19 protein-coding genes are annotated in these 18,905 nt (G+C 61.9%); 11 read left to right on the top strand and 8 right to left on the bottom strand.

Annotated elements, in window-relative coordinates; genetic code table 11:
* Positions 1-225 precede the first annotated feature (225 nt).
* Positions 226-489 carry a DUF333 domain-containing protein gene (locus tag ABLV76_RS23180; RefSeq protein WP_004140155.1) on the top strand — a complete coding sequence of 88 codons (264 nt, stop codon included), beginning with the start codon at positions 226-228 and terminating at the stop codon, positions 487-489.
* Between the two features lie 31 nt (positions 490-520).
* On the opposite strand, the gene hslJ is transcribed toward ABLV76_RS23180, so the two are convergent.
* The 3 genes from hslJ to ABLV76_RS23165 form a co-directional block, all read right to left on the bottom strand.
* Entirely contained in the window at positions 521-961 is a 441-nt protein-coding gene (gene hslJ / locus ABLV76_RS23175; RefSeq protein ID WP_004204013.1) for a heat shock protein HslJ, read from the bottom strand.
* Positions 962-1,084: 123 nt separating this feature from the next.
* Entirely contained in the window at positions 1,085-2,074 is a 990-nt protein-coding gene (locus ABLV76_RS23170) for a 2-hydroxyacid dehydrogenase (protein WP_004204014.1), read from the bottom strand.
* A 148-nt stretch (positions 2,075-2,222) separates the two neighbouring features.
* A complete protein-coding gene (locus ABLV76_RS23165) occupies positions 2,223-2,723 on the bottom strand; it encodes a DedA family protein (protein ID WP_004204015.1) in 501 nt (166 codons plus the stop codon).
* A 206-nt stretch (positions 2,724-2,929) separates the two neighbouring features.
* Between ABLV76_RS23165 and ABLV76_RS23160 the strand changes: the two genes are divergently transcribed.
* The 3 genes from ABLV76_RS23160 to ABLV76_RS23150 are packed head-to-tail and all read left to right on the top strand — an operon-like array spanning position 2,930 to position 6,082.
* A complete protein-coding gene (locus ABLV76_RS23160; protein ID WP_108432864.1) occupies positions 2,930-5,569 on the top strand; it encodes a YdbH family protein in 2,640 nt (879 codons plus the stop codon).
* Positions 5,566-5,751, top strand: a complete 186-nt coding sequence (locus tag ABLV76_RS23155; protein ID WP_004204017.1) for a YnbE family lipoprotein — start codon at positions 5,566-5,568, stop codon at positions 5,749-5,751. The genes ABLV76_RS23160 and ABLV76_RS23155 overlap by 4 nt, the downstream gene beginning before the upstream one ends.
* A 7-nt stretch (positions 5,752-5,758) precedes the next feature.
* On the top strand, positions 5,759-6,082 hold the full coding sequence (locus ABLV76_RS23150) for a YdbL family protein (RefSeq protein ID WP_004204018.1): 324 nt from the start codon (positions 5,759-5,761) through the stop codon (positions 6,080-6,082).
* Here the strand turns inward: ABLV76_RS23150 and feaR are convergent, their stop codons facing one another.
* Complete coding sequence (feaR, locus tag ABLV76_RS23145; protein WP_048323971.1) at positions 6,083-6,985, bottom strand: transcriptional regulator FeaR; 903 nt, start codon at positions 6,983-6,985, stop codon at positions 6,083-6,085.
* Positions 6,986-7,220: 235 nt separating this feature from the next.
* Between feaR and ABLV76_RS23140 the strand changes: the two genes are divergently transcribed.
* Together ABLV76_RS23140 and ABLV76_RS23135 are read left to right on the top strand one after the other, a co-directional pair.
* Positions 7,221-8,720, top strand: coding sequence for an aldehyde dehydrogenase family protein (locus ABLV76_RS23140; RefSeq protein WP_048294657.1), 1,500 nt, complete (start codon positions 7,221-7,223; stop codon positions 8,718-8,720).
* A gap of 124 nt (positions 8,721-8,844) precedes the next feature.
* Positions 8,845-9,735 (top strand): oxidoreductase, encoded by an 891-nt coding sequence (locus tag ABLV76_RS23135; RefSeq protein ID WP_074384450.1) that lies wholly within the window; start codon positions 8,845-8,847, stop codon positions 9,733-9,735.
* A 17-nt stretch (positions 9,736-9,752) separates the two neighbouring features.
* Here ABLV76_RS23135 and ABLV76_RS23130 read toward each other — a convergent pair whose 3' ends face one another.
* Genes ABLV76_RS23130 through ABLV76_RS23115 form a run of 4 tightly spaced genes read right to left on the bottom strand, consistent with a single transcriptional unit; the run spans position 9,753 to position 13,763 of the window.
* Positions 9,753-10,484, bottom strand: coding sequence for a class II aldolase and adducin N-terminal domain-containing protein (locus tag ABLV76_RS23130; protein ID WP_004204022.1), 732 nt, complete (start codon positions 10,482-10,484; stop codon positions 9,753-9,755).
* Positions 10,485-10,489: 5 nt separating this feature from the next.
* Positions 10,490-11,320: an ABC transporter substrate-binding protein gene (locus ABLV76_RS23125; protein ID WP_057214811.1), complete on the bottom strand. Its 831-nt coding sequence runs from the start codon at positions 11,318-11,320 to the stop codon at positions 10,490-10,492.
* Positions 11,321-11,343: 23 nt separating this feature from the next.
* Positions 11,344-12,216, bottom strand: coding sequence for a phytanoyl-CoA dioxygenase family protein (locus ABLV76_RS23120; protein ID WP_049116246.1), 873 nt, complete (start codon positions 12,214-12,216; stop codon positions 11,344-11,346).
* A gap of 26 nt (positions 12,217-12,242) precedes the next feature.
* Positions 12,243-13,763 (bottom strand): amino acid ABC transporter permease/ATP-binding protein, encoded by a 1,521-nt coding sequence (locus tag ABLV76_RS23115; protein ID WP_064794806.1) that lies wholly within the window; start codon positions 13,761-13,763, stop codon positions 12,243-12,245.
* A gap of 488 nt (positions 13,764-14,251) precedes the next feature.
* Between ABLV76_RS23115 and ABLV76_RS23110 the strand changes: the two genes are divergently transcribed.
* The 5 genes from ABLV76_RS23110 to argE all read left to right on the top strand — a co-directional run bounded on the left by ABLV76_RS23110 (position 14,252) and on the right by argE (position 18,887).
* Positions 14,252-15,166, top strand: coding sequence for a LysR substrate-binding domain-containing protein (locus tag ABLV76_RS23110; RefSeq protein WP_004204026.1), 915 nt, complete (start codon positions 14,252-14,254; stop codon positions 15,164-15,166).
* A 170-nt stretch (positions 15,167-15,336) separates the two neighbouring features.
* A complete protein-coding gene (locus ABLV76_RS23105; protein WP_004204027.1) occupies positions 15,337-16,593 on the top strand; it encodes an NAD(P)/FAD-dependent oxidoreductase in 1,257 nt (418 codons plus the stop codon).
* A gap of 26 nt (positions 16,594-16,619) precedes the next feature.
* Positions 16,620-17,054 carry a RidA family protein gene (locus ABLV76_RS23100; protein ID WP_004190423.1) on the top strand — a complete coding sequence of 145 codons (435 nt, stop codon included), beginning with the start codon at positions 16,620-16,622 and terminating at the stop codon, positions 17,052-17,054.
* Positions 17,051-17,725 carry a DUF1028 domain-containing protein gene (locus tag ABLV76_RS23095; protein ID WP_064183618.1) on the top strand — a complete coding sequence of 225 codons (675 nt, stop codon included), beginning with the start codon at positions 17,051-17,053 and terminating at the stop codon, positions 17,723-17,725. Before ABLV76_RS23100 ends, ABLV76_RS23095 begins: the two co-directional genes overlap by 4 nt.
* Positions 17,718-18,887, top strand: coding sequence for an acetylornithine deacetylase (gene argE / locus ABLV76_RS23090; RefSeq protein WP_064187374.1), 1,170 nt, complete (start codon positions 17,718-17,720; stop codon positions 18,885-18,887). The genes ABLV76_RS23095 and argE overlap by 8 nt, the downstream gene beginning before the upstream one ends.
* The last annotated feature ends 18 nt before the right edge of the window (positions 18,888-18,905 follow it).

Below are 18,905 nucleotides of genomic sequence, written 5' to 3'. Positions count from 1 at the left end.
TGACCAGATCAATATTTTGCGCGGTTCGCGGAGAAAGTAGCTTTTCTGGACGTGAAGGCGAGCCATCGCCCGGTGAGTATCCCTGTGCAGATCAACCTTTACGCAGAAATTTGCTAGAAAATGTTAATGAGACGCATAAATACGTACTTCCCCTCTCGACGCCGCGCGCCACGCTGCCTATTATTCTTGGGTTTGCTATTTAAGACGTTTCCGAGGGGAGAGAAAATGCGAGCTGCGATGTTAGTGGGATGTGCGGCGCTGTTGCTGTCGGCGTGCAGTAGTGAACCCGTTCAGCAGGCCACGGCGGCGCACGTCACGCCAGGAATGCGGGCGGCGATGAGCGACGCCGGTCAGGCCAACTGCGCCATGATAGGCGGCTCGTTATCGGTGGCTCGTCAGCTCGATGGTTCAGCGATTGGCATGTGCGCGCTGCCGAACGGTAAACGCTGCAGCGAGCAGGCGCTGGCGGGCGGAAGCTGCGGCTATTAATGGCAGCCCCGCAGCGGGCTCAAAACGCCGGCTAGTGCATCAGGTCGGCGAGCTTATAGACCAGCGTCTGGTCGGCGGTCGCCAGCGTCAACTGGTTTTCCGTCAGATCGACCTGCGCGCCCTCGCGCAGCATCTTACCAATGGTCGCATCAAGGGTATTAAGCTGGGCATCGTGGCACAGCATCCGGGTCATCGCCAGCGATTTGACCTTCAGCTCGCCGTCCGACACCTTACCTTCCCCGCTGAAGCCGTTGCACATATTGCCCGAAACATACATATTGCCGGTAATAGCCATCTTCTCGCCGAAGCTCAGCTCCAGCGGCCGGTCGCCAGCGTTTACCGCCTGGCCGTTGACGCTGGTCAGCACGAAACGATGATGCTGTAGCTGTTCCGCGCCGGTGGACACCTTACTGTTATAGACACAGCCGGACAGCAGCAACCCTGCCGCCAGTAATGCCGCAAATTTGTTCATTTTCACTCCAAAACATTCACATTACTAATAAAACAAAGCCAGTGTAACGGTATCGCAGCGGGGATCTGTGGGGATTATCTGAATGTGCTCCCCCCGGGGAGAGGAGCACAAAAGGGAAAGGAATCAGACGATAGCGTTCGGGCAGGTTTCACCGTTGGCGACCTGCTGCAGATTGCCCAGGGTGGTCTCCGAAATGCTGATCAGCGCCTCGGCGGTGAGGAACGCCTGATGGCCTGTGAACAGCACGTTGTGGCAGGCGGAGAGGCGACGGAAGACGTCATCCTGGATCACGTCGTTGGATTTGTCTTCGAAGAACAGATCGCGTTCGTTCTCATAAACGTCCAGCCCCAGCGCGCCAATTTTTTGGTGCTTCAGGGCATCGATGGCCGCCTGGGAGTCGATCAGCGCGCCGCGGCTGGTGTTAATCACCATCACTCCGTCCTTCATCTGATCGAAAGCCCCGCGATTGAGCAGATGGTAGTTTTCGTCGGTCAGCGGGCAGTGCAGGGAGATCACGTCCGACTCCTTGTACAGCGTGGCGAGGTCGACATATTCCACCCCCAACTCCAGCGCGGCGGCGCTTGGGTACGGGTCGAACGCCAGCAGACGCATGCCAAAACCTTTGAGGATCCGCAACATCGCCACGCCAATTTTCCCGGTGCCAATCACCCCGGCGGTTTTGCCATACATGGTGAAACCGGTGAGGCCTTCCAGGGAGAAATTAGCATCACGGGTACGCTGGTAGGCGCGGTGGATGCGGCGGTTAAGCGACATCATCATGCCGATCGCATGCTCAGCCACCGCTTCCGGCGAGTAGGCCGGGACGCGCACGACGCGCAGGCCAAGCTCTTTCGCCGCCTCGAGGTCGACGTTGTTAAACCCGGCGCAGCGCAGGGCGATATACTTCACGCCGTGGGCCTTCAGCTCCTCCAGCACCGGACGGCTGCCGTCGTCATTGACGAAGATGCATACCGCTTCGCAACCGTTGGCGGTTTTGGCGGTTTTCTCTGTCAGCAGGAAGTCGAAGAATTCCAGTTCAAAGCCGTAGGTATCATTCACGTGCTGCAGGTACTTTTTATCGTACTGCTTCGTACTGTAAACCGCGATTTTCATAAGACTTTTCTCCAGTGATTATAACGTCACGGTAGCATATTTAAAATAATCGTACAATTATTAAAAAATAGTTTAAATGGCAGGTGCTTATCCTAATTCTAGAGCATATCGCGGATTTGAGGAATCTCTTTGAAAGACAAAGTTTTTTTTACCACAAACTCAGGCTTAACGCGCCGGGGGAGAGCAGCAGAAACGGCCACAGCAGACCGGAGCTGACGTTAGCCAGCTGAAACGACCACAGCGGCAGGCCGCTGGCGCCGCTGACCAGGGGCAGGGTGGCGCGCAGGGGAGAGAGAAAGCGGCTGAAAAAGACCGCCCACAGCCCTCGGCGCTGAAAAAAGAGTCGGCTGCGGGCCAGCCGCTCGGCGGTCAGCCAGCGTAACTGCGTAAGGCGGTGACGATAGCGAACGCCCAACCACCACGAGAGCCAGAATCCGCCGATGGCGCCGAGGCTGGCGCTGGACCACATTAGCAGGAAATGACCGAGGCTGGCGGAAGCGAATGTCCCCAGCAGCAGCAGGCCGGAGGTGCCCGGGATGGCTAGCGACACTAGCGCGCAGGATTTAGTGAAAGTGAGCAAGAAAACCATCAGTAATACCAATGGATAGTGGCCCTGTGCGCTCTCAATGAGCGAGATAATTAACGACACCGTCTCTCCCGCAAGCAATACCTATCTTTCTGGAGTGTGGCAGGGGGTGCTTAAACAAAAGTTAAATGGTGACGGCCGATCGCCGCGCCGCGATACCGGCTGGCAACTATGCTTTAACAGGTCGCAAACTTTCACTCACTGGTCGAACGTGTCACAATGGGCGCCTTTCGGCTTTTACTTATGTTGAATCAGGATATTAACTGCCCATGAAGGGTAAATATAAAGCCGCCATCGCGCTGGTGTTAGCGCTGGTGTTACTGCCGCTAACCCTGCTGTTGACGCTGACCCACTGGGTGCCGACGCTGGCGGGCATCTGGCTGCCCGTGGGCACTCATATCGCTATGCAGGAGAGCCCGCGTCTTACGCGTTCCGCCCTGCTGATCCCCGATCTGCGCTATCTGGTGGGCGAGTGTGAACTCGCCAGGGTGACCGATGCCCGTCTCTCGCGCCCCAGCCGCTGGCGGCTGCATATTGGCCAACTTGACATCAACAGCGCCTGCCTGAGCAAACTGCCGGCCAGCGATCCCACGCCCGGATCGCCGCGCACCCTTGCCGAATGGCAATCGATGCTGCCCTACAGCTGGTTAACTATTGACAAGCTGCGGCTGTCGCCGTGGGAAAAATGGCAGGGGCGGCTGGTGATGTCACTGACCCCTGCGCAGCAGGATATCGGCTTTGCCGGTAACGATTTGAGCCTGCAGGCGCGCTTGCGCGGCCAGGCGCTTACCGTCAGCCAGTTCAGCGCCCGGCTGGCTGACGATCAGCCGCCGGTGAAGCTGGTGGGGACCTTCCATCTGCCGCTGGTGCCGGATGGCCTGCCGGTCGATGGCCAGATGCAGGGCACCTTCGAATTCCCGCAGACTGCGGAATGGATCGATGCCGAGCTGACGTGGCAGCATAATCGCGGCCAGCTGCTGGTCACCCCACGCGGCGAGGTGGAGCCCATTCTCGACCTGCCGTGGGAGATCACTCCGGAGCGGATCACCATCAGCGACGGCCGCTGGCGCACCCGCTACGAGGCGTATCCGCTGAGCGGCCGCGTGGCGCTGTCGGTGGGTAACTGGCAGCAGGGCACGGAACAGATGATCGTCAGCGGTCGCTTGAATGTTCTCACCGAGGGGCATGCCGGAAAAGGCAACGCGGTGCTGAATATCGGCCCGGGCAAGCTGAGCATGGATAACAGCGACCTGCCGCTGCGACTCACCGGCGAGGCCAAGCTGGGGGAGATGATCTTTTACGCCGCGCTGCCGGCCCAGCTCAGCGGGTCGCTGGTCAGCCCGCAGCTGGCGTTTCACCCCGGGGCGCTGCTGCGGTCGCGCGGGCGGGTGATCGACGCGCTGAACATTGACGAAATTCGCTGGCCGCTGGCCGGGGTAAAGGTCACGCAGCAGGGCGTCGATGGCCGCCTGCAGGCGATCCTCCGCGCCCATGAGCAGCAGATGGGCGACTTTACGTTGCATCTGGACGGCCTGGCGAACGATTTTCTGCCCGACAGCGGCCGCTGGCAGTGGCGCTACTGGGGCGAGGGGCATTTCACGCCTATGCAGGCGCGCTGGGATGTGAAGGGCAGCGGTGAGTGGCGGGACAATGCCATTACGCTGAGCAGCCTCTCCACGGGTTTCGACAAGCTCGAGTACGGCACGATGCGGGTCAGCACGCCGCGTCTGACCCTCGAGCAGCCGATCCGCTGGCTGCGCGATGCTGAGCATCCGCGGCTGACCGGCGCGCTGTCGCTGGATGCGGCAAAAACTACCTTCACCGGCGGCAGCTATCTTCCGGCATCGACGCTGAAATTCGCCCTCGACGGCCGGGACCCGACGTGGTTCCAGTTCACCGGCGCGCTGCACGCCGATACCATTGGCCCGGTGCGGTTGACCGGGCGCTGGGATGGCGAACGGCTGCGCGGCCAGGCGTGGTGGCCAAAACAGTCGCTGACGGTATTCCAGCCGCTGGTGCCGCCGGACTGGAAGATGAACCTGCGCGAAGGCAGTCTCTATGCGCAGGTGGCCTTCTCGGCGGCAGCCGGGCAGGGATTTGAGGCAGGCGGCCATGGCGTCCTGAAGGGCGGCAGCGCCTGGATGCCGGATAACCAGATTAACGGCGTCGACTTCGTCCTGCCGTTCCGCTTCAGCGACGGCCACTGGCAGCTGGGCACCCGCCGTCCGGTCTCCTTACGCATTGGCGAAATCGTCAACCAGGTCACCGCGCGCAACCTGACGGCGGACCTGCAGGGCACCTGGCCGTGGAGCGAGGCCAATCCACTGCAGCTTAGCGACGTCAGCGTCGACCTGTTAGGCGGCAAGCTGACCCTGCTGCAGCTGCGCATGCCGCAGCGCGACCCGGCGCTGATCCGTCTGCAGCACATCTCCAGCAGCGAACTGACCAGCGCGGTCAAGGTGAAGCAGTTCGCCATGTCCGGGGCGGTGAGCGGCGCGCTGCCGCTGTGGCTGGAGAACAATCAATGGATTATCCACGACGGCTGGCTGCGCAATGACGGACCGATGACCCTGCGGCTGGATAAAGACACCGCCGATGCGCTGGTGGCGGACAACGTCTCCGCCGGGGCGGCGATCAACTGGCTGCGCTATATGGAGATCTCCCGTTCATCGACGCAGATTAACCTGAACAATCTGGGCGTGCTGACGCTTAAGGCCGCCATCAACGGCACCAGCCGGGTGGACGGGAAAAGCAGTACCGTGCATTTAAACTACGCTCATGAGGAGAATATTTTCGATCTGTGGCGCAGTTTACGCTTTGGCGACAATTTACAGGCGTGGCTTGAGCAGAATGCCACGCTGCCCGTGCGGCGCTGTACGGACGGTAAGACATGTAAGGAACCTAAATGAAGAAGCTGTTACTGGCCATAGTGGCGTCGATGCTGCTCGCCGGCTGTACGCCGCGTATCGAAATTGCGGCGTCGAAAGAGCCCATCACCATCAATATGAATGTCAAAATTGAGCATGAGATCCATATCAAGGTCGATAAGGATGTGGAAAACCTGCTGAAATCCCGCAGCGATTTGTTCTGAGGCGACGATGAGAAAACGACTGTTAACCGCGGCGCTGGCGCTAACTCTGCTCAGCGCGCCCGCGCTGGCGTTAACCCTGAGCGAAGCGCGCCAGCAGGGGCGGGTGGGGGAGACGCTGAACGGCTATCTGGCGCCGCTGCGTCAGGATAAAGAGACGCTGGCGCTGGTGAAACAGATCAACGCCGCGCGCAGTGAAAGCTACCAGCAGCTGGCGGATGACAACAATCTGCCGGTGGATGAGGTAGCGAAAATGGCCGGACAGAAGCTGGTGGCCCGCGCTCAACCCGGCGAGTACGTTCAGGGGCTAAACGGCCAGTGGCTGCGCAAATAATTAGCGGCAGCGCTTGCGGTATTCGCCCGGCGAGACGCCAAAGCGCTGCTTAAAGGCGGTGGAGAAATGGCTATGGTCGCTGAAGCCCCAGCGGTAGCCGATCCCCGCCAGCTTTTCGTCATCGTGGACGTCCTGTAACGCCCGGGCGCACAGATCCAGCCGCCGGTTCTTAATATACTGCGCCACCACCAGCCCTTTGTCGGCAAACAGCCGATAGAGGCTGCGTACCGACATTCCCATCTCGCTGGCCAGCCACTCCGGCCGCAGATGCTCCGACTGAATGGATGCGTCGATTAACGCTATTATCTTCTGAAACTGCTTGTCCCGCCGGGACGGGGTCGGCTCACGCTGGCGCAGCACCGGGCGCAACAGGCAGGCGATCGCCTCCAGCGCCGCTTCACTTTCGCTGGCGGAGAGCGCCGTGCCGCCCATACTCTCCAGCAGCAGTCGCTGGCTGAGCTGCACCATCGGCAGAGACTTATCCAGCCGGCAGGCGGTAACTATCTCGCCCGCCGGCGCCACCCGCTGGCGCGGCAGCAGCAGCGAAGCCTGACGCGAGGTCTGCTGCCAGACGATAGAGCACGGGCGGGCGGCATCGATCAACGTGATATCCCCCGCCGCCAGGGTCACCTGGCGATCGTCCTGTTCGATCACCGCTTCGCCGGCGAGCTGAAACACGGTATAGAACCAGGCGTCGTTATCGCGTTTTATCTCATTGCGCGTGCGGTAGAGATTGACGCCGGCGGCGGTGACCGTGCTGACCTTGAGGCTGCCGGCGTAGCGGGCGTCAATCTCGCCGTGAAAGCGGCCCTCCAGCGGCCGGGCGGCGAAATGGCCGCAGACCTGATTGATCGTCGCCAGCCAGCGCTGGTACGCCAGCCCCCCCTCAGCCGTGGTCATCATTCGCCCTTCTCCTGTAATAATAATGTTTCTGCATTGTTGCATTTATGCCGCCTCAGGCAAGGGCGCGATGGCGGGTATATGAAAGAACTATTACCTGCGGCACATTTCTGTCAGGGCAGGCGACGGAATTGCGGCGACTGTCACAGCGGCGCAAACGAATGTCACAGAGAAAAAAGCGCCAGCCGCCAACCGGACATAGACTGAAAGCACTATCCGCGAAGAATAAGGAAAGGGTATGTCCACCTCTCAGATAGCGCTGCTTGCCAGCGTCCAGCAGTTTTTAGACCGTCAGCATGGCCTGTATATCGACGGCGCCCCCTGCGCCGCGCAGAGCGAAAACCGGTTAACCGTCTGGGATCCGGCCACCGGGCAGGCGATCGCCACCACCGCCGACGCCAGCCCGGCGGATGTTGACCGGGCGGTGATGTCTGCCTGGCGTGCCTTCGTCGACCGCCGCTGGGCCGGGCGCACCCCGGCCGACCGCGAGCGCATCCTGCTGCGCTTTGCCGATCTGGTGGAGCAGCACGGCGAGGAGCTGGCGCAGCTGGAAACCCTTGAACAGGGTAAATCCATCGCCATCTCCCGCGCCTTCGAGGTCGGTTGCACCCTGAACTGGATGCGTTACACCGCCGGGCTGACTACCAAAATCAGCGGCCGGACACTGGACGTCTCGATCCCGTTCCCGCAAGGGGCGCGTTATCAGGCGTGGACCAAAAAAGAGCCGGTGGGAGTAGTGGCGGGCATCGTTCCGTGGAATTTCCCGCTGATGATCGGTATGTGGAAGGTGATGCCGGCGCTGGCGGCGGGTTGTTCGATCGTCATTAAACCCTCAGAAACCACCCCGCTGACCCTGCTGCGGGTGGCGGAGCTGGCGACCCAGGCGGGCATTCCTGACGGGGTGTTCAACGTGGTCACCGGCAGCGGCGCCGGCTGCGGCGCGGCGCTGACCGCCCATCCGCAGGTGGCGAAGGTGAGCTTTACCGGCTCGACGGCCACCGGGAAACAGATTGCGCGGGTGGCCGCCGACCGCCTGACCCGCGTGACGCTGGAGCTGGGCGGCAAGAACCCGGCGATTGTGCTTAAAGACGCCGATCCCCAGTGGGTCATTGAGGGGCTGATGACCGGCAGCTTCCTTAACCAGGGGCAGGTCTGCGCCGCCAGCTCGCGGATCTACATTGAAGCGCCTCTGTTTGACACCCTGGTCAGCGGCTTCGAGCAGGCGGTGAAATCGCTGCAGGTGGGGCCGGGGATGCTGGAGACGGCGCAGATCAACCCGGTGGTCTCCCGGGCCCACTGCGACAAGGTGGCGGCCTACCTTGAAGAGGCCCGACAGCAGAAGGCGGAGCTTATCAGCGGCAGCGCCGGGCCGGATGCGGGGGGGTACTATATTCCGCCGACGCTGGTGGTTAACCCGGACGCCGGGCTGCGCCTCACCCGTGAGGAGGTGTTTGGTCCGGTGGTGAACCTGGTGCGGGTGGCCGACGGCGAGGAGGCGCTGCGCCTGGCCAATGACAGCGATTTTGGCCTGACCGCCAGCGTCTGGACCCGCGACCTGACCCAGGCTCTCAACTATACCGATCGCCTGCAGGCCGGGACGGTCTGGGTCAACAGTCACACCCTGATTGACGCCAACCTGCCGTTTGGCGGCATGAAGCAGTCCGGCACCGGTCGCGATTTCGGCCCGGACTGGCTCGACGGCTGGTGCGAAACCAAATCCGTCTGCGTGCGTTACTAGCCCTCCGTCGGGGAAGGCGCATCGCTTTTCCCGACGTCCCGCTTGCCGACCTCCGCTCTTTCTCGCTACTGTGGAGGGCAATCTTTGCCCGCGCAGGGCGGAGAATGATGAGGAGGTCTTCGGCATGACTGCATTTCCTGAAGTTGCACTAATTGGTCCCGGCGCCATCGGCACCACGATCGCCGCCGCCCTGTTTGCGGTGGGGAGGGCGCCGGTGGTCTGCGGGCGCACTGCCCATTCGTCGCTGGTGCTGCGCACTGATGAGGGTGAGATCGTGGTGCCCGGCCCGGTGCTCACCGACCCGACGGCGATAGCCGCCCCCTTCGACCTGGTGTTTGTCGCGGTGAAGGCCACCCAGACGGAGGCCATCGCCCCGTGGCTGGCGGCCCTGTGTTCGCCAGACACCGTGGTGTGCGTGCTGCAAAACGGCGTCGAGCAGCGCCAGCAGTTTGCCCCTTTGACCGGCGGCGCGACGGTGCTGCCGTCGGTGGTCTGGTTTCCGGCGCAGCGCGACGCCGATGCTTCGGTCTGGCTGCGCGCCGCGCCGCGACTGACGCTGCCGGATGTGCCGGGGGCGGAGCGGGTGCAGCAGGCGCTGGCGGGAACCCACTGCGCGGTGGAGCTGGCGGCGGATTTTACCAGCGTCGCCTGGCGTAAACTGCTGCAGAACGCCGTCGCCGGACTGATGGTGCTGACCGGACGACGCGCCGGGATGTTCGCCCGGGAGGAGATCACCGCCCTCGGACTGGCCTATCTGCGCGAATGCCTGCAGGTGGCGCGGGCGGAAGGGGCCGTCCTGAGCGACAGCGTGCCGGAGGAGATCATCGCCGGCTTTCATCGGGCGCCTGCCGACCTGAGCACCTCTATTCTGATCGATCGCCTGCATGGCCGACCGCTGGAGTGGGATATTCGTAACGGGGTGGTACAGCGTCGCGGGCGTCAACACGGCATACCGACGCCGCTCAGCGATATCATCGTGCCGCTGCTGGCGGCGGCCAGCGACGGCCCGGGCTGACCCGGGCTGGCGCGGGGTTAATCCACCAGGGAGGGATCGAGGTCGATCATCAACTGCTTCATCTCGGCGAAGTGCTGCCGGGAGAAATCGGCAATTTTCTCCCAGTCCTGGGCGGTTTTTTCCGCCACCGCGTCTGACAGCACCTTCAGCGGCTGGCCGGTTGACCAGGCGGTGATCAGGATCTGACAGGCGCGCTCCAGGGTCCAGATATCGTCGAACGCTTCGCCGATAGTCGGAGCGGTCACCAGCACCCCATGGTTGCCCATCAGCAGACGGCGTTTATCCGTCAGCAGCCCTGCCAGCCGGGCGCCTTCTGCCGCGGTGTCCGCCATCCCGCCGTACAGGGTATCGACGGCGACCCGGTTAAAATAGCGGGCCGTGTTCTGGTCAATGGGCAGGATCTGCGGCGTCGCCAGACAGGCGAGGCTGGTGGTGTACACCGGGTGCAGATGCAGCACCACCCGCACGTCGGGCAGTCGCTGATGGATCTGCCCGTGAATGGCCCACGCGGTGGCATCGACGTCAGGTCGCGCGGCGCAACGTTCATCGTCGGCGTGCAGCACCAGCAGATCGCTGGCGCGGATGCGCGAAAAGTGTTTCCACTTCGGGTTGAGTAAAAACGTTTTCCCGTCAGCGGAGAGCGCGGCGCTGAAATGGTTGGCCACCGCCTCATGCATGCCGAGATGGGCAATGATGCGAAAGGTGGCCGCCAGGTCGATGCGGATCTGCTCTTCATCGGAATCGCGCATGGGCATTACTCCGCTTTCGGCATCAGGGTCTGCAGATCCTCTGCCGTCGGCGCCTGGAAGTGATATTTCTTCAGCAAGGCGGCATATTCCGGCGTCGCGCTGTATTTTTTCAGCGCCTGTTCGAGGGCGGTTTTCACCTCCGTGTTGCCTTTTTTAACGCCAAAGCCGTTCAGCACCGGATAGATCAGGGTGTCAGAGGAGATCGCCACCCGGTCGCCCAGCTTTTCCACCACCCCGCGCGCCACGGCGGCGTCGGTGATCTGCGCATCCACTGCGCGCGACAGCAGCGCCTGGGTGGTCTGCGGGTCGGTGGTATAGACGCTCAGCGCAATTGGCTTCAGCCCTTTCTTCACGCAGTAGTCGGTGGAAAGCTTCTGCAACTGCGCCAGCCACGAGGTGGCGCCCATCGAGCCGATTTTATGCCCGCAGAAGTCTTCCGGCGTCTTGGGCTGGTAGTCGCTCCCTTTGCGGGCGAGGATCGCTTCTCCGCTTTTCAGGTACGGCACCATGTCGATCACCTTCAGGCGCTCGGCGGTAATGTACATCGACGAGTTGGTGATATCGAAGCGCCCGCCCTGCAGTCCGGGGATCAGGTTGGGGAAGCGGGTGTCGATATTCACCGCCTCGCGGCCCATGCTCTTCGCCAGACCGTCGAGCAGTTCAATATCAAACCCCGCTGGTTTGTTGTTCTCCATGTACTCGTAAGGGAAAAAGGTCATGTCCGAACCGGCGGTGATCTTGCCGCTTTGCTGGAAGGCCAGCGCGTTCAGGGATGTCAGAGCCCCCGCTGCGCAGAGCAGCAGAGCCAGCGGGCGTGGTGCGAAAAAGCGTGTCATAAAACCTCCGGAGTGTGGGCGAATTACATGCTGGCGCGATCGGCACCGGCCTGCTGAACAAAAAACGAAGCGCCGCGCGGCTTCTGTGGCAGGCGAAGCTGGTTATTGGTACTGCGCACCAGACCGCTCTCTTCCCCGGCCACCAGCTGGCCGGCATGGCGGCTCGGCAGCGGGTTTTCGCCGAAGGGCAGCGCATCCTCGGCGGCGTAGACGCTGATGAACAGGGTGCGCGGCAGGGCGGTTTCGTTGGGGCTGGAAGCGTGCAGCAGGCGGGTATGCATAAAGCAGACTGAGCCCGCCGGGCCAAAACAGGCCTGCGGCTGCTGGCAGTGAGCCGTCACCACCTCGTCATCCACCGCCCCGGTGAAGCGACCCTCCTGCCAGTGGGACCACAGCGGCCCCTGATGGCTGCCCGGCACCACATTGAGCGGGCCATTCTCAGGAGTCACCTCGCTGACCATCAGCAGGGCGGTGATAATGTCGTCATTGCTGTGCGGGGTGAAGAGGAAATCCTGATGCCATTTCACCTCGGTGGCGGTGTGCGGCAGCTTGGAGTTAATTTTGCTGTGGTGAAAACGGGTGCCGTTGCCGCCGATCAGCTGCCCGGCGATGGTCGCCATCCGCGAATTCAGCGCAGTATGGCGATAGGCCTCGGAGATCTCCGTCGGGGAGGCGACCCGGCGCAGCGACGGATGGTCAGGAGCATGGTCGCGTTCGATATCGAAACGCGGCCGCCCGTCGAGGGTTTCTCCCCACGCCGTCGCGTGACGGCGGCTCTCCTCGACCCAGCCGTCGAAATCGCTCTGCAGCGTGGCGATGTCGGCGGCGGAAAGCACCCCTTCGACCACCAGATAACCCTGCTGATGAAACTGCTCAATTTGCCACTGCGCAATCATAGTTTTTCCTCTTCACGTCCCGATAATTAAGCCAGAGAAACATCTTTCAGAAAGGCCTCGACCCGCGGGTGTTGCCCGCTGCGCATCGCCTGCGGCGTGTCATCGCACACCACCCGGCCTTTCTCCATAAACACGATCCGGTCAGACACTTTGAAGGCGAAGTTCATCTCGTGGGTGACGATCACCATCGTGATGCCTTCGTGGGCCAGGGATTCGATAACCTGCAGCACCTCATTCACTTTTTCCGGATCCAGCGCCGAGGTGGGCTCATCGAACAGCATGATCTGCGGGCGCATCATCAGGGCGCGGGCGATCGCCACCCGCTGCTGCTGACCGCCAGAGAGCTGGTGCGGATACTTCCAGGCGTGTTCCAGCATGCCCACCTTGTGCAGCAGCTCGCAGGCGTGCTGGCGCAGCTCCGCGTCGCTCGCCAGATGGTGATAGCGCGGGGCCAGCAGCAGATTGCCGAACACGGTCAGATGCGGGAACAGGTTGAAGCTCTGGAACACCATGCCGATATTCAGACGGTGTTCGGCATTCTCCATAAAGCGCGGCTTCTGCTGCCCCTGATGGTCGAGATGAATAAAGGGCTGGCCGTTAATCTGAATTTCACCGTTATCGATCTGCTCAAGACCGTTAAGCAGGCGAATGAGGGTGGTTTTCCCCGAGCCCGACGGGCCGATAACCGAGACCACTTCGCCGGGCTGGATCTGCAGGCTCACCGCCCCCAGCACTTCGACATTGTTGTAGGCCTTATGCAGCTTAGAGGCCTGCAGTGCCGGCTCCTGGCCCTGGGAGACGCTGCGCGCCATCGCCGGGCGACGGGCGGTCGCCAACTGCTGCATCTCGGCATCCACCGGCCGGGCGGTGTCGCGTCGGGTGACATCGAGGTAGTTCTCCAGCCGTTTCAGCAGAAAATCGAACACCGTGACGATAAAGATGTAATAAAACGCCACGGCGGTCATGGTCTCCATGACCAGAAAGTTCTGCGAGTAGAGCTGCTGGCCGACCATCAATATTTCGGTCAGGGAGATCACCGACACCAGCGAACTGAGCTTCACGATGGCGATATACTCATTGGCCAGCGCCGGTAGGGCGACGCGCAGCGCCTGGGGAATGATCACCCGCCACTGGATCCCGGCGTAGCGTAAACCCAGGGCCCGCGCGGCTTCACTCTGCCCGCGGGGGATGGAGAGCAGCCCGCCGCGATGGATCTCGGCAATATAGGCCGCTTCGCTGAGGACCATCGCCAGCAGGCCGGCCCAGAAGGGATCGTTCAGCACCGGCGCGAAGGAGGGCAGCGCCTGCGGCATGTTGTAGACAAAAATCAGCAGGACCAGCAGCGGCATACTGCGAAATAACCAGATATACAGCCGGGCAGGGGTGGATAACCAGCCGCGCGGCGACTGTTTAGCCAGCGCCAGAATAAAGCCGAGCACAATACTGCAGCCCCAGGTCAGCAGACTTAATTTAATGACGGTCCAGGTGGCCCACCAAAAATCGGCATCGCTGAGCAGGCTTAACATGTAGTTCCAGTTAAACGTCATGGGCTATTTCACTCGTCATAATTAACCTAAATGAAAGCGGCTCGGCTGTGCATTAATGGGGAGCCGCCGGTGTTCATCGTGCGAATACACTATGCTGGCAGGATGCTTTCAGAGGCAATTAGTAAATTTTTGGTCTTTAAGTTTAAAAAAACTATACAGCGTTATTAACGATATGGAATTTAAAGTGATTATCAGGATACTTTGCGTAAACAATTTAAAAACAATAGCTGCAATTGAATAACGATATTTTATGCAGACAGGTTATTTTGCGCGAAACTGGGGCGACCGCTGCCTGCTCAATGTGCAGCGTGTTGCATGATGGTGCAAAAGCGGAAATAAACCGTGCCGGCGCGGGAGGAGAATAAATAATATCGCCCCCTGGCGGGCAATGCGCCGCCTTTTTTCGCGGGTGGCACGCGGATTGCTTGGGACTTAGGGGAAAACTATTTCCTGCGTGCGCCGGACCATATTTTATCAATGGTGATGCTATGAACCGATTTACCCTGAAGCAGCTCAAATATTTCGTCACCGTGGTGGAGACGGAGAGTATCGCCGAGGCCTCCCGCCAGCTGCATATTGCGCAGCCGTCGATTTCCATTGCCATTAAGAATCTGGAGAGCACCTTCGACCAGCAGCTGTTTATTCGCCACCACGCGCAGGGCGTCTCGCTCACGTCCAGCGGTCGGCGGATCTACGATAAAGCGAAGGAGCTGCTGCGCCTGTCGTGGGAATTTGAGCAGAATTCGCGGGCGGATAAAGAGCTGGTTTCTGGCATGATCTCCATCGGTTGCTTTGAATCGGTAGCTCCGCTGTATATGCCGAAGCTGGTGGCTGGATTTAAGAAATGCTATCCGGAAATAACGCTGCATCTGTATGACGGCGAACAGCATGAGCTGATGCATGGCCTGCACCGCGGCCGCTTTGACCTGGCGCTGGTCTACGATCTGGAGCTTGGCCACTCGATCAATAAAGAACGGCTTAACGCCCCGCATAAACCCTACGCGCTGCTGCCCGCCGCGCATCCGCTGGCGCAAAAGGCGCAGGTGACGCTGCAGGAGCTGAGCCGCGAGCCAATGATCCTCCTTGATGCGGTCCCGAGCAAAAATTATTTCATCTCCATCTTTAAGGAAAAAGGCTATCACCCGGAAGTAGCTTACAGCTCACCCTCTATCGAAATGGTGCGCTGTATGGTCGGCCAGGGGCTCGGTTTTTCGGTGCTGGTCACCCGGCCCTGTTGCGATATGACCTACGATGGTGAAAGGGTGGTGCAGCGGGATATTGCCGACGATATGCCCGCCTCAACCTTAATTATGGCGCATCTCGCGAATAATGAGCCGACGCGGCCAACGCAACTGTTTATGGATTATTGCCGCAGTATCGAATTAACCCCCTCTCACGGCTGAAATAACGCCTGTCGATCCGGCAGGCGTTATTTTTTTTGTCGTCAATCAGCCTCGTAAAATTCTATTCAGTCGATCGTTTTATAATATTTTACCAATTCGTCACAGTTAAATAACCTGAAAGCCGTCAATTCCGGCGACCTCGTCGGCAACTGTGCTTGAAGGATAGAGAAATGACTGAACAGATAACCGAGATCGATACCCTGGTGGTCGGCGCGGGGCAGGCGGGCGTCGCCATGAGCGAGCATCTGACCCGGCTGGATATTCCCCACCTGGTGCTGGAGAAACAGGGTATTGCCCAGGCCTGGCGCAGCGGGCGCTGGGATTCGCTGGTGGCCAACGGCCCGGCCTGGCACGATCGGTTTCCGGGGATGGTGTTCCCGGACTGCCCGCCGGATAGCTTTGTCGGCAAAGAGCAGGTTGCGGACTATTTTGCCGCCTATGCCCGCAGCTTCAACGCGCCGATCCGTACCGGGGTGGAGGTGTACAGCGCCGAACGCCTCGCCGGGCGACCGGGCTTTCGTGTCGACACCTCCCAGGGGGTGATTGAGGCGCAGCGGATCGTAGCGGCCACCGGACCCTTTCAGCGCCCGGCGATCCCGGCGATCGCCCCGCAGAGTCCGGCTATTCAGCAGCTCCACTCGGCGCACTATTTTAATCCGCAGCAGCTGCCGGAGGGCGGCGTGCTGGTAGTGGGGGCCGGATCCTCCGGCGTCCAGATTGCCGATGAGCTGCAGCGTGCCGGACGCGCGGTGTGGCTGTCGGTGGGGGCGCACGACCGGCCGCCGCGTCGCTATCGCCAGCGCGATTTTTGCTGGTGGCTCGGGGTGCTTGGAATGTGGGACGCCGCGGCCAATGCGCCGGGGAAAGAGCATGTCACTATCGCGGTGAGCGGCGCGCGCGGCGGCCATACCGTCGATTTTCGCCAACTGGCGCATCAGGGGGTCACCCTGGTGGGGCAGACCCGCGGCTTTGACGGCGCCAGGGCGTTGTTCCACCCCGACCTGGCGGAGAATATCCGCCGCGGCGATGCCTCTTATCTTGCGTTGCTCGACGCCGCCGACGACTGGGTAGCGCGCAACGGTTCGGATCTGCCTGAAGAGCCCTCCGCCCGTGAGTTTCTGCCCGATCCGGCCTGCGTCAGCGACCCGCTGCTTAGCCTCGACCTGGCCGAGGCCGGGATCGGCGCCATCATCTGGGCGACCGGATATACCACCGACTATCGCTGGCTGAAGGTCAACGCCTTCGATGACGCGCAGCGGCCGCAGCATCACCGCGGCGTGTCGACGGAGCCGGGGGTCTATTTTCTCGGCCTGCCGTGGCTGTCGCGGCGCGGGTCCACCTTTATCTGGGGCGTCTGGCACGATGCCAAATATATTGCCGACCAGATCGCCATTCAGCGCCAGTATCAGCGTTACCAGCCGTCCTGATAACCGTTTCCTGAAGGAGTGCTTTGATGCCAACCCATACCCGTATTCGCATGTTTAACACCAAAGAGACCTACCCGAACCAGGCGCTGAACAACGATCTGTGCCAGGCGGTGCGGGCCGGGAATACCGTCTACGTTCGCGGCCAGGTCGGCACCGATTTCGCTGGCAACCTGATCGGCCTCGGCGACCCGCGAGCCCAGGCGGAACAGGCGATGAAGAATGTCGAGCAGCTGCTGAAAGAGGCCGGCAGCGACCTCTCGCATATCGTCAAGACCACCACTTATCTGATCGACCCCCGCTATCGCGAGCCGGTCTATCAGGAGGTGGGAAAATGGTTGAAAGGGGTCTTTCCCATCTCCACCGGGGTGGTGGTGTCGGCCCTGGCGCAGCCGCAGTGGCTGATGGAGATTGACGTCACGGCGGTGATCCCTGACGACTGGCAGGGGGAGGCGGCAGAATGACCCTTTCCCTTACCGCCCGTTGCCCGGAAACGGGTCAGTTGGGCATCGCCATTAGTTCATCGAGCATGGCCGTCGGGTCGCGCTGTCCGTGGCTGCTGCCCGGCGTGGGGGCGGTTTCCAGCCAGAACATTACCCTGCCGACGCTGGGGCCGCAGATCCTCAGCGCGCTCGAAGCGGGAGCCAGCGTTGAGCAGGCCCTGAAGCAGGCGCTGGCGGAGGATCGCTTCCGCGAATATCGCCAGGTCGCGGCGATTGACGCCAACGGCGACACGGCGGTGTTCAGCGGGGAATTCACCCTCGGGATCGGCGGCGCCCTGGCGGGGGATAACTGCGTGGCGGCGGGCAACATGCTGGCCAGTGAGGGGGTGATCGCTGCGATGGTGGGCGCCTTTGAGGCCGCCACCGGTGAGCTGACCAGCCGGCTGCTGGCCGGACTGCGCGCCGGGATCGTCGCCGGGGGCGAGGCCGGGCCGGTCCACTCGGCGGCGGTGAAGGTGGTGGACGATTACCCGTGGCCGGTGGTCGACCTGCGCATTGACTGGGCGGAAGCGGATCCGCTGGCGGCCCTTGAGCAGCTGTGGCTGGCGTGGGAGCCGCAAATGGAGGCCTATATTACCCGGGCGCTCGACCCGCGCGAGGCGCCGGCCTATGGCGTGCCTGGCGATGAATAACACGCCGGGAGCGATCCTTGCCGCGCTGCTGGCCTTTGATACCACCAGCCGCCATTCAAACATGGCGATGATCGACTGGATCGCCGATTTTCTCGCCGCCCGCGGCGTGGCGTCCCGCCGCTTTTATGACCCGTCGGGGGGAAAGGCCAATCTCTACGCCCGGCTGGGGCCGTCCGGCGGCGGCGGGGTGATGCTCTCGGGCCATACCGACGTGGTCCCGGTGGACGGGCAGGACTGGAGCGTGCCGCCGTTCAGCCTGACCGAGCGCGATGGCCGCTACTACGGCCGCGGCAGCGCCGATATGAAGGGCTTTCTCGCCTGCGTGCTGGCGGCGGTGGATGACTTTCTGGCGGCGCCGCTGCGGATGCCGCTGCATCTGGCCTTCTCCTATGACGAAGAGGTCGGCTGCCTCGGCGTGCGCAGCCTGGTGGATTTTCTGCAGGCCTCGCCGGAGAAACCGGCGCTGTGCCTCATCGGCGAGCCGACGGAGATGCAGCCGGTGTTCGGTCATAAAGGCAAACTGGCCATGCGCTGCTGCATCGAGGGCCAGGCCTGCCATTCGGCCTATGCCCCGCAGGGGGTGAACGCCATCCGCTACGCGGCCAGGCTGATCAACCGCCTGGATCGGCTGGGCGCGCGTCTGGCCCGGCAGCAGGACAGCCGCTTTTCGCCGCCTTTCAGCACCCTGCAGGTGGGCACCATCCAGGGCGGCGCCGCGCTGAACATCGTTCCGCAGTCCTGTCGCTTTGATTTTGAAATCCGCTACCTGCCGGGGATGCGTCCCGAAACGGTTACCGAAGCGCTGGCGGCCTACGCCCGCCGCCGGCTGCTGCCGGAGATGCGCCGGGTCGGCGGCGGGAGCGACATCCAGTTCCAGCTGTTGAGCCACTACCCGCCGCTGCTCAGCGATCCACAGTCCGACTTCGCCCGCTGGCTGGCGCAGTGGTGCGGCAGCGATCGGTTTTCCACCGTGGCGTTCGGCACCGAAGGGGGGCTGTTCGACGAGATGGGCGTCGCGACCCTGGTCTGCGGGCCGGGCAGCATGGCCCAGGGCCATAAGGCCGATGAGTACATCAGTATCGACCAGACCGAACGCTGCATGGCGATGCTGGGCCAGCTTTGCGCGTGGATGCGCGCCGAGCCCGCAGAACCGCTTACCTGATCCACCCACACAGGAACC

Origin of the sequence: Klebsiella sp. GB_Kp047 (genome assembly GCF_040065235.1) — a bacterium.
GTDB classification, from domain to species: Bacteria; Pseudomonadota; Gammaproteobacteria; order Enterobacterales; family Enterobacteriaceae; genus Klebsiella; species Klebsiella quasipneumoniae.
Note: the sequence above shows the minus strand (reverse complement) of the source record. Positions and strands in the feature narration are given on the sequence as shown.

What these genes read in the sequence shown, in the direction of transcription:
- ABLV76_RS23170 (WP_004204014.1), bottom strand. Translation starts at nt 2,074, where the DNA reads ATGAAAATCGCGGTTTACAGTACGAAGCAGTACGATAAAAAGTACCTG.
- ABLV76_RS23155 (WP_004204017.1), top strand. Translation starts at nt 5,566, where the DNA reads ATGAAGAAGCTGTTACTGGCCATAGTGGCGTCGATGCTGCTCGCCGGC.
- ABLV76_RS23095 (WP_064183618.1), top strand. Translation starts at nt 17,051, where the DNA reads ATGACCCTTTCCCTTACCGCCCGTTGCCCGGAAACGGGTCAGTTGGGC.
- ABLV76_RS23160 (WP_108432864.1), top strand. Translation starts at nt 2,930, where the DNA reads ATGAAGGGTAAATATAAAGCCGCCATCGCGCTGGTGTTAGCGCTGGTG.
- ABLV76_RS23125 (WP_057214811.1), bottom strand. Translation starts at nt 11,320, where the DNA reads ATGACACGCTTTTTCGCACCACGCCCGCTGGCTCTGCTGCTCTGCGCA.
- ABLV76_RS23150 (WP_004204018.1), top strand. Translation starts at nt 5,759, where the DNA reads ATGAGAAAACGACTGTTAACCGCGGCGCTGGCGCTAACTCTGCTCAGC.
- ABLV76_RS23115 (WP_064794806.1), bottom strand. Translation starts at nt 13,763, where the DNA reads ATGACGTTTAACTGGAACTACATGTTAAGCCTGCTCAGCGATGCCGAT.
- hslJ (WP_004204013.1), bottom strand. Translation starts at nt 961, where the DNA reads ATGAACAAATTTGCGGCATTACTGGCGGCAGGGTTGCTGCTGTCCGGC.
- ABLV76_RS23135 (WP_074384450.1), top strand. Translation starts at nt 8,845, where the DNA reads ATGACTGCATTTCCTGAAGTTGCACTAATTGGTCCCGGCGCCATCGGC.
- ABLV76_RS23120 (WP_049116246.1), bottom strand. Translation starts at nt 12,216, where the DNA reads ATGATTGCGCAGTGGCAAATTGAGCAGTTTCATCAGCAGGGTTATCTG.
- ABLV76_RS23130 (WP_004204022.1), bottom strand. Translation starts at nt 10,484, where the DNA reads ATGCGCGATTCCGATGAAGAGCAGATCCGCATCGACCTGGCGGCCACC.
- ABLV76_RS23105 (WP_004204027.1), top strand. Translation starts at nt 15,337, where the DNA reads ATGACTGAACAGATAACCGAGATCGATACCCTGGTGGTCGGCGCGGGG.
- ABLV76_RS23140 (WP_048294657.1), top strand. Translation starts at nt 7,221, where the DNA reads ATGTCCACCTCTCAGATAGCGCTGCTTGCCAGCGTCCAGCAGTTTTTA.
- ABLV76_RS23180 (WP_004140155.1), top strand. Translation starts at nt 226, where the DNA reads ATGCGAGCTGCGATGTTAGTGGGATGTGCGGCGCTGTTGCTGTCGGCG.
- ABLV76_RS23110 (WP_004204026.1), top strand. Translation starts at nt 14,252, where the DNA reads ATGAACCGATTTACCCTGAAGCAGCTCAAATATTTCGTCACCGTGGTG.
- ABLV76_RS23100 (WP_004190423.1), top strand. Translation starts at nt 16,620, where the DNA reads ATGCCAACCCATACCCGTATTCGCATGTTTAACACCAAAGAGACCTAC.
- argE (WP_064187374.1), top strand. Translation starts at nt 17,718, where the DNA reads ATGAATAACACGCCGGGAGCGATCCTTGCCGCGCTGCTGGCCTTTGAT.
- feaR (WP_048323971.1), bottom strand. Translation starts at nt 6,985, where the DNA reads ATGATGACCACGGCTGAGGGGGGGCTGGCGTACCAGCGCTGGCTGGCG.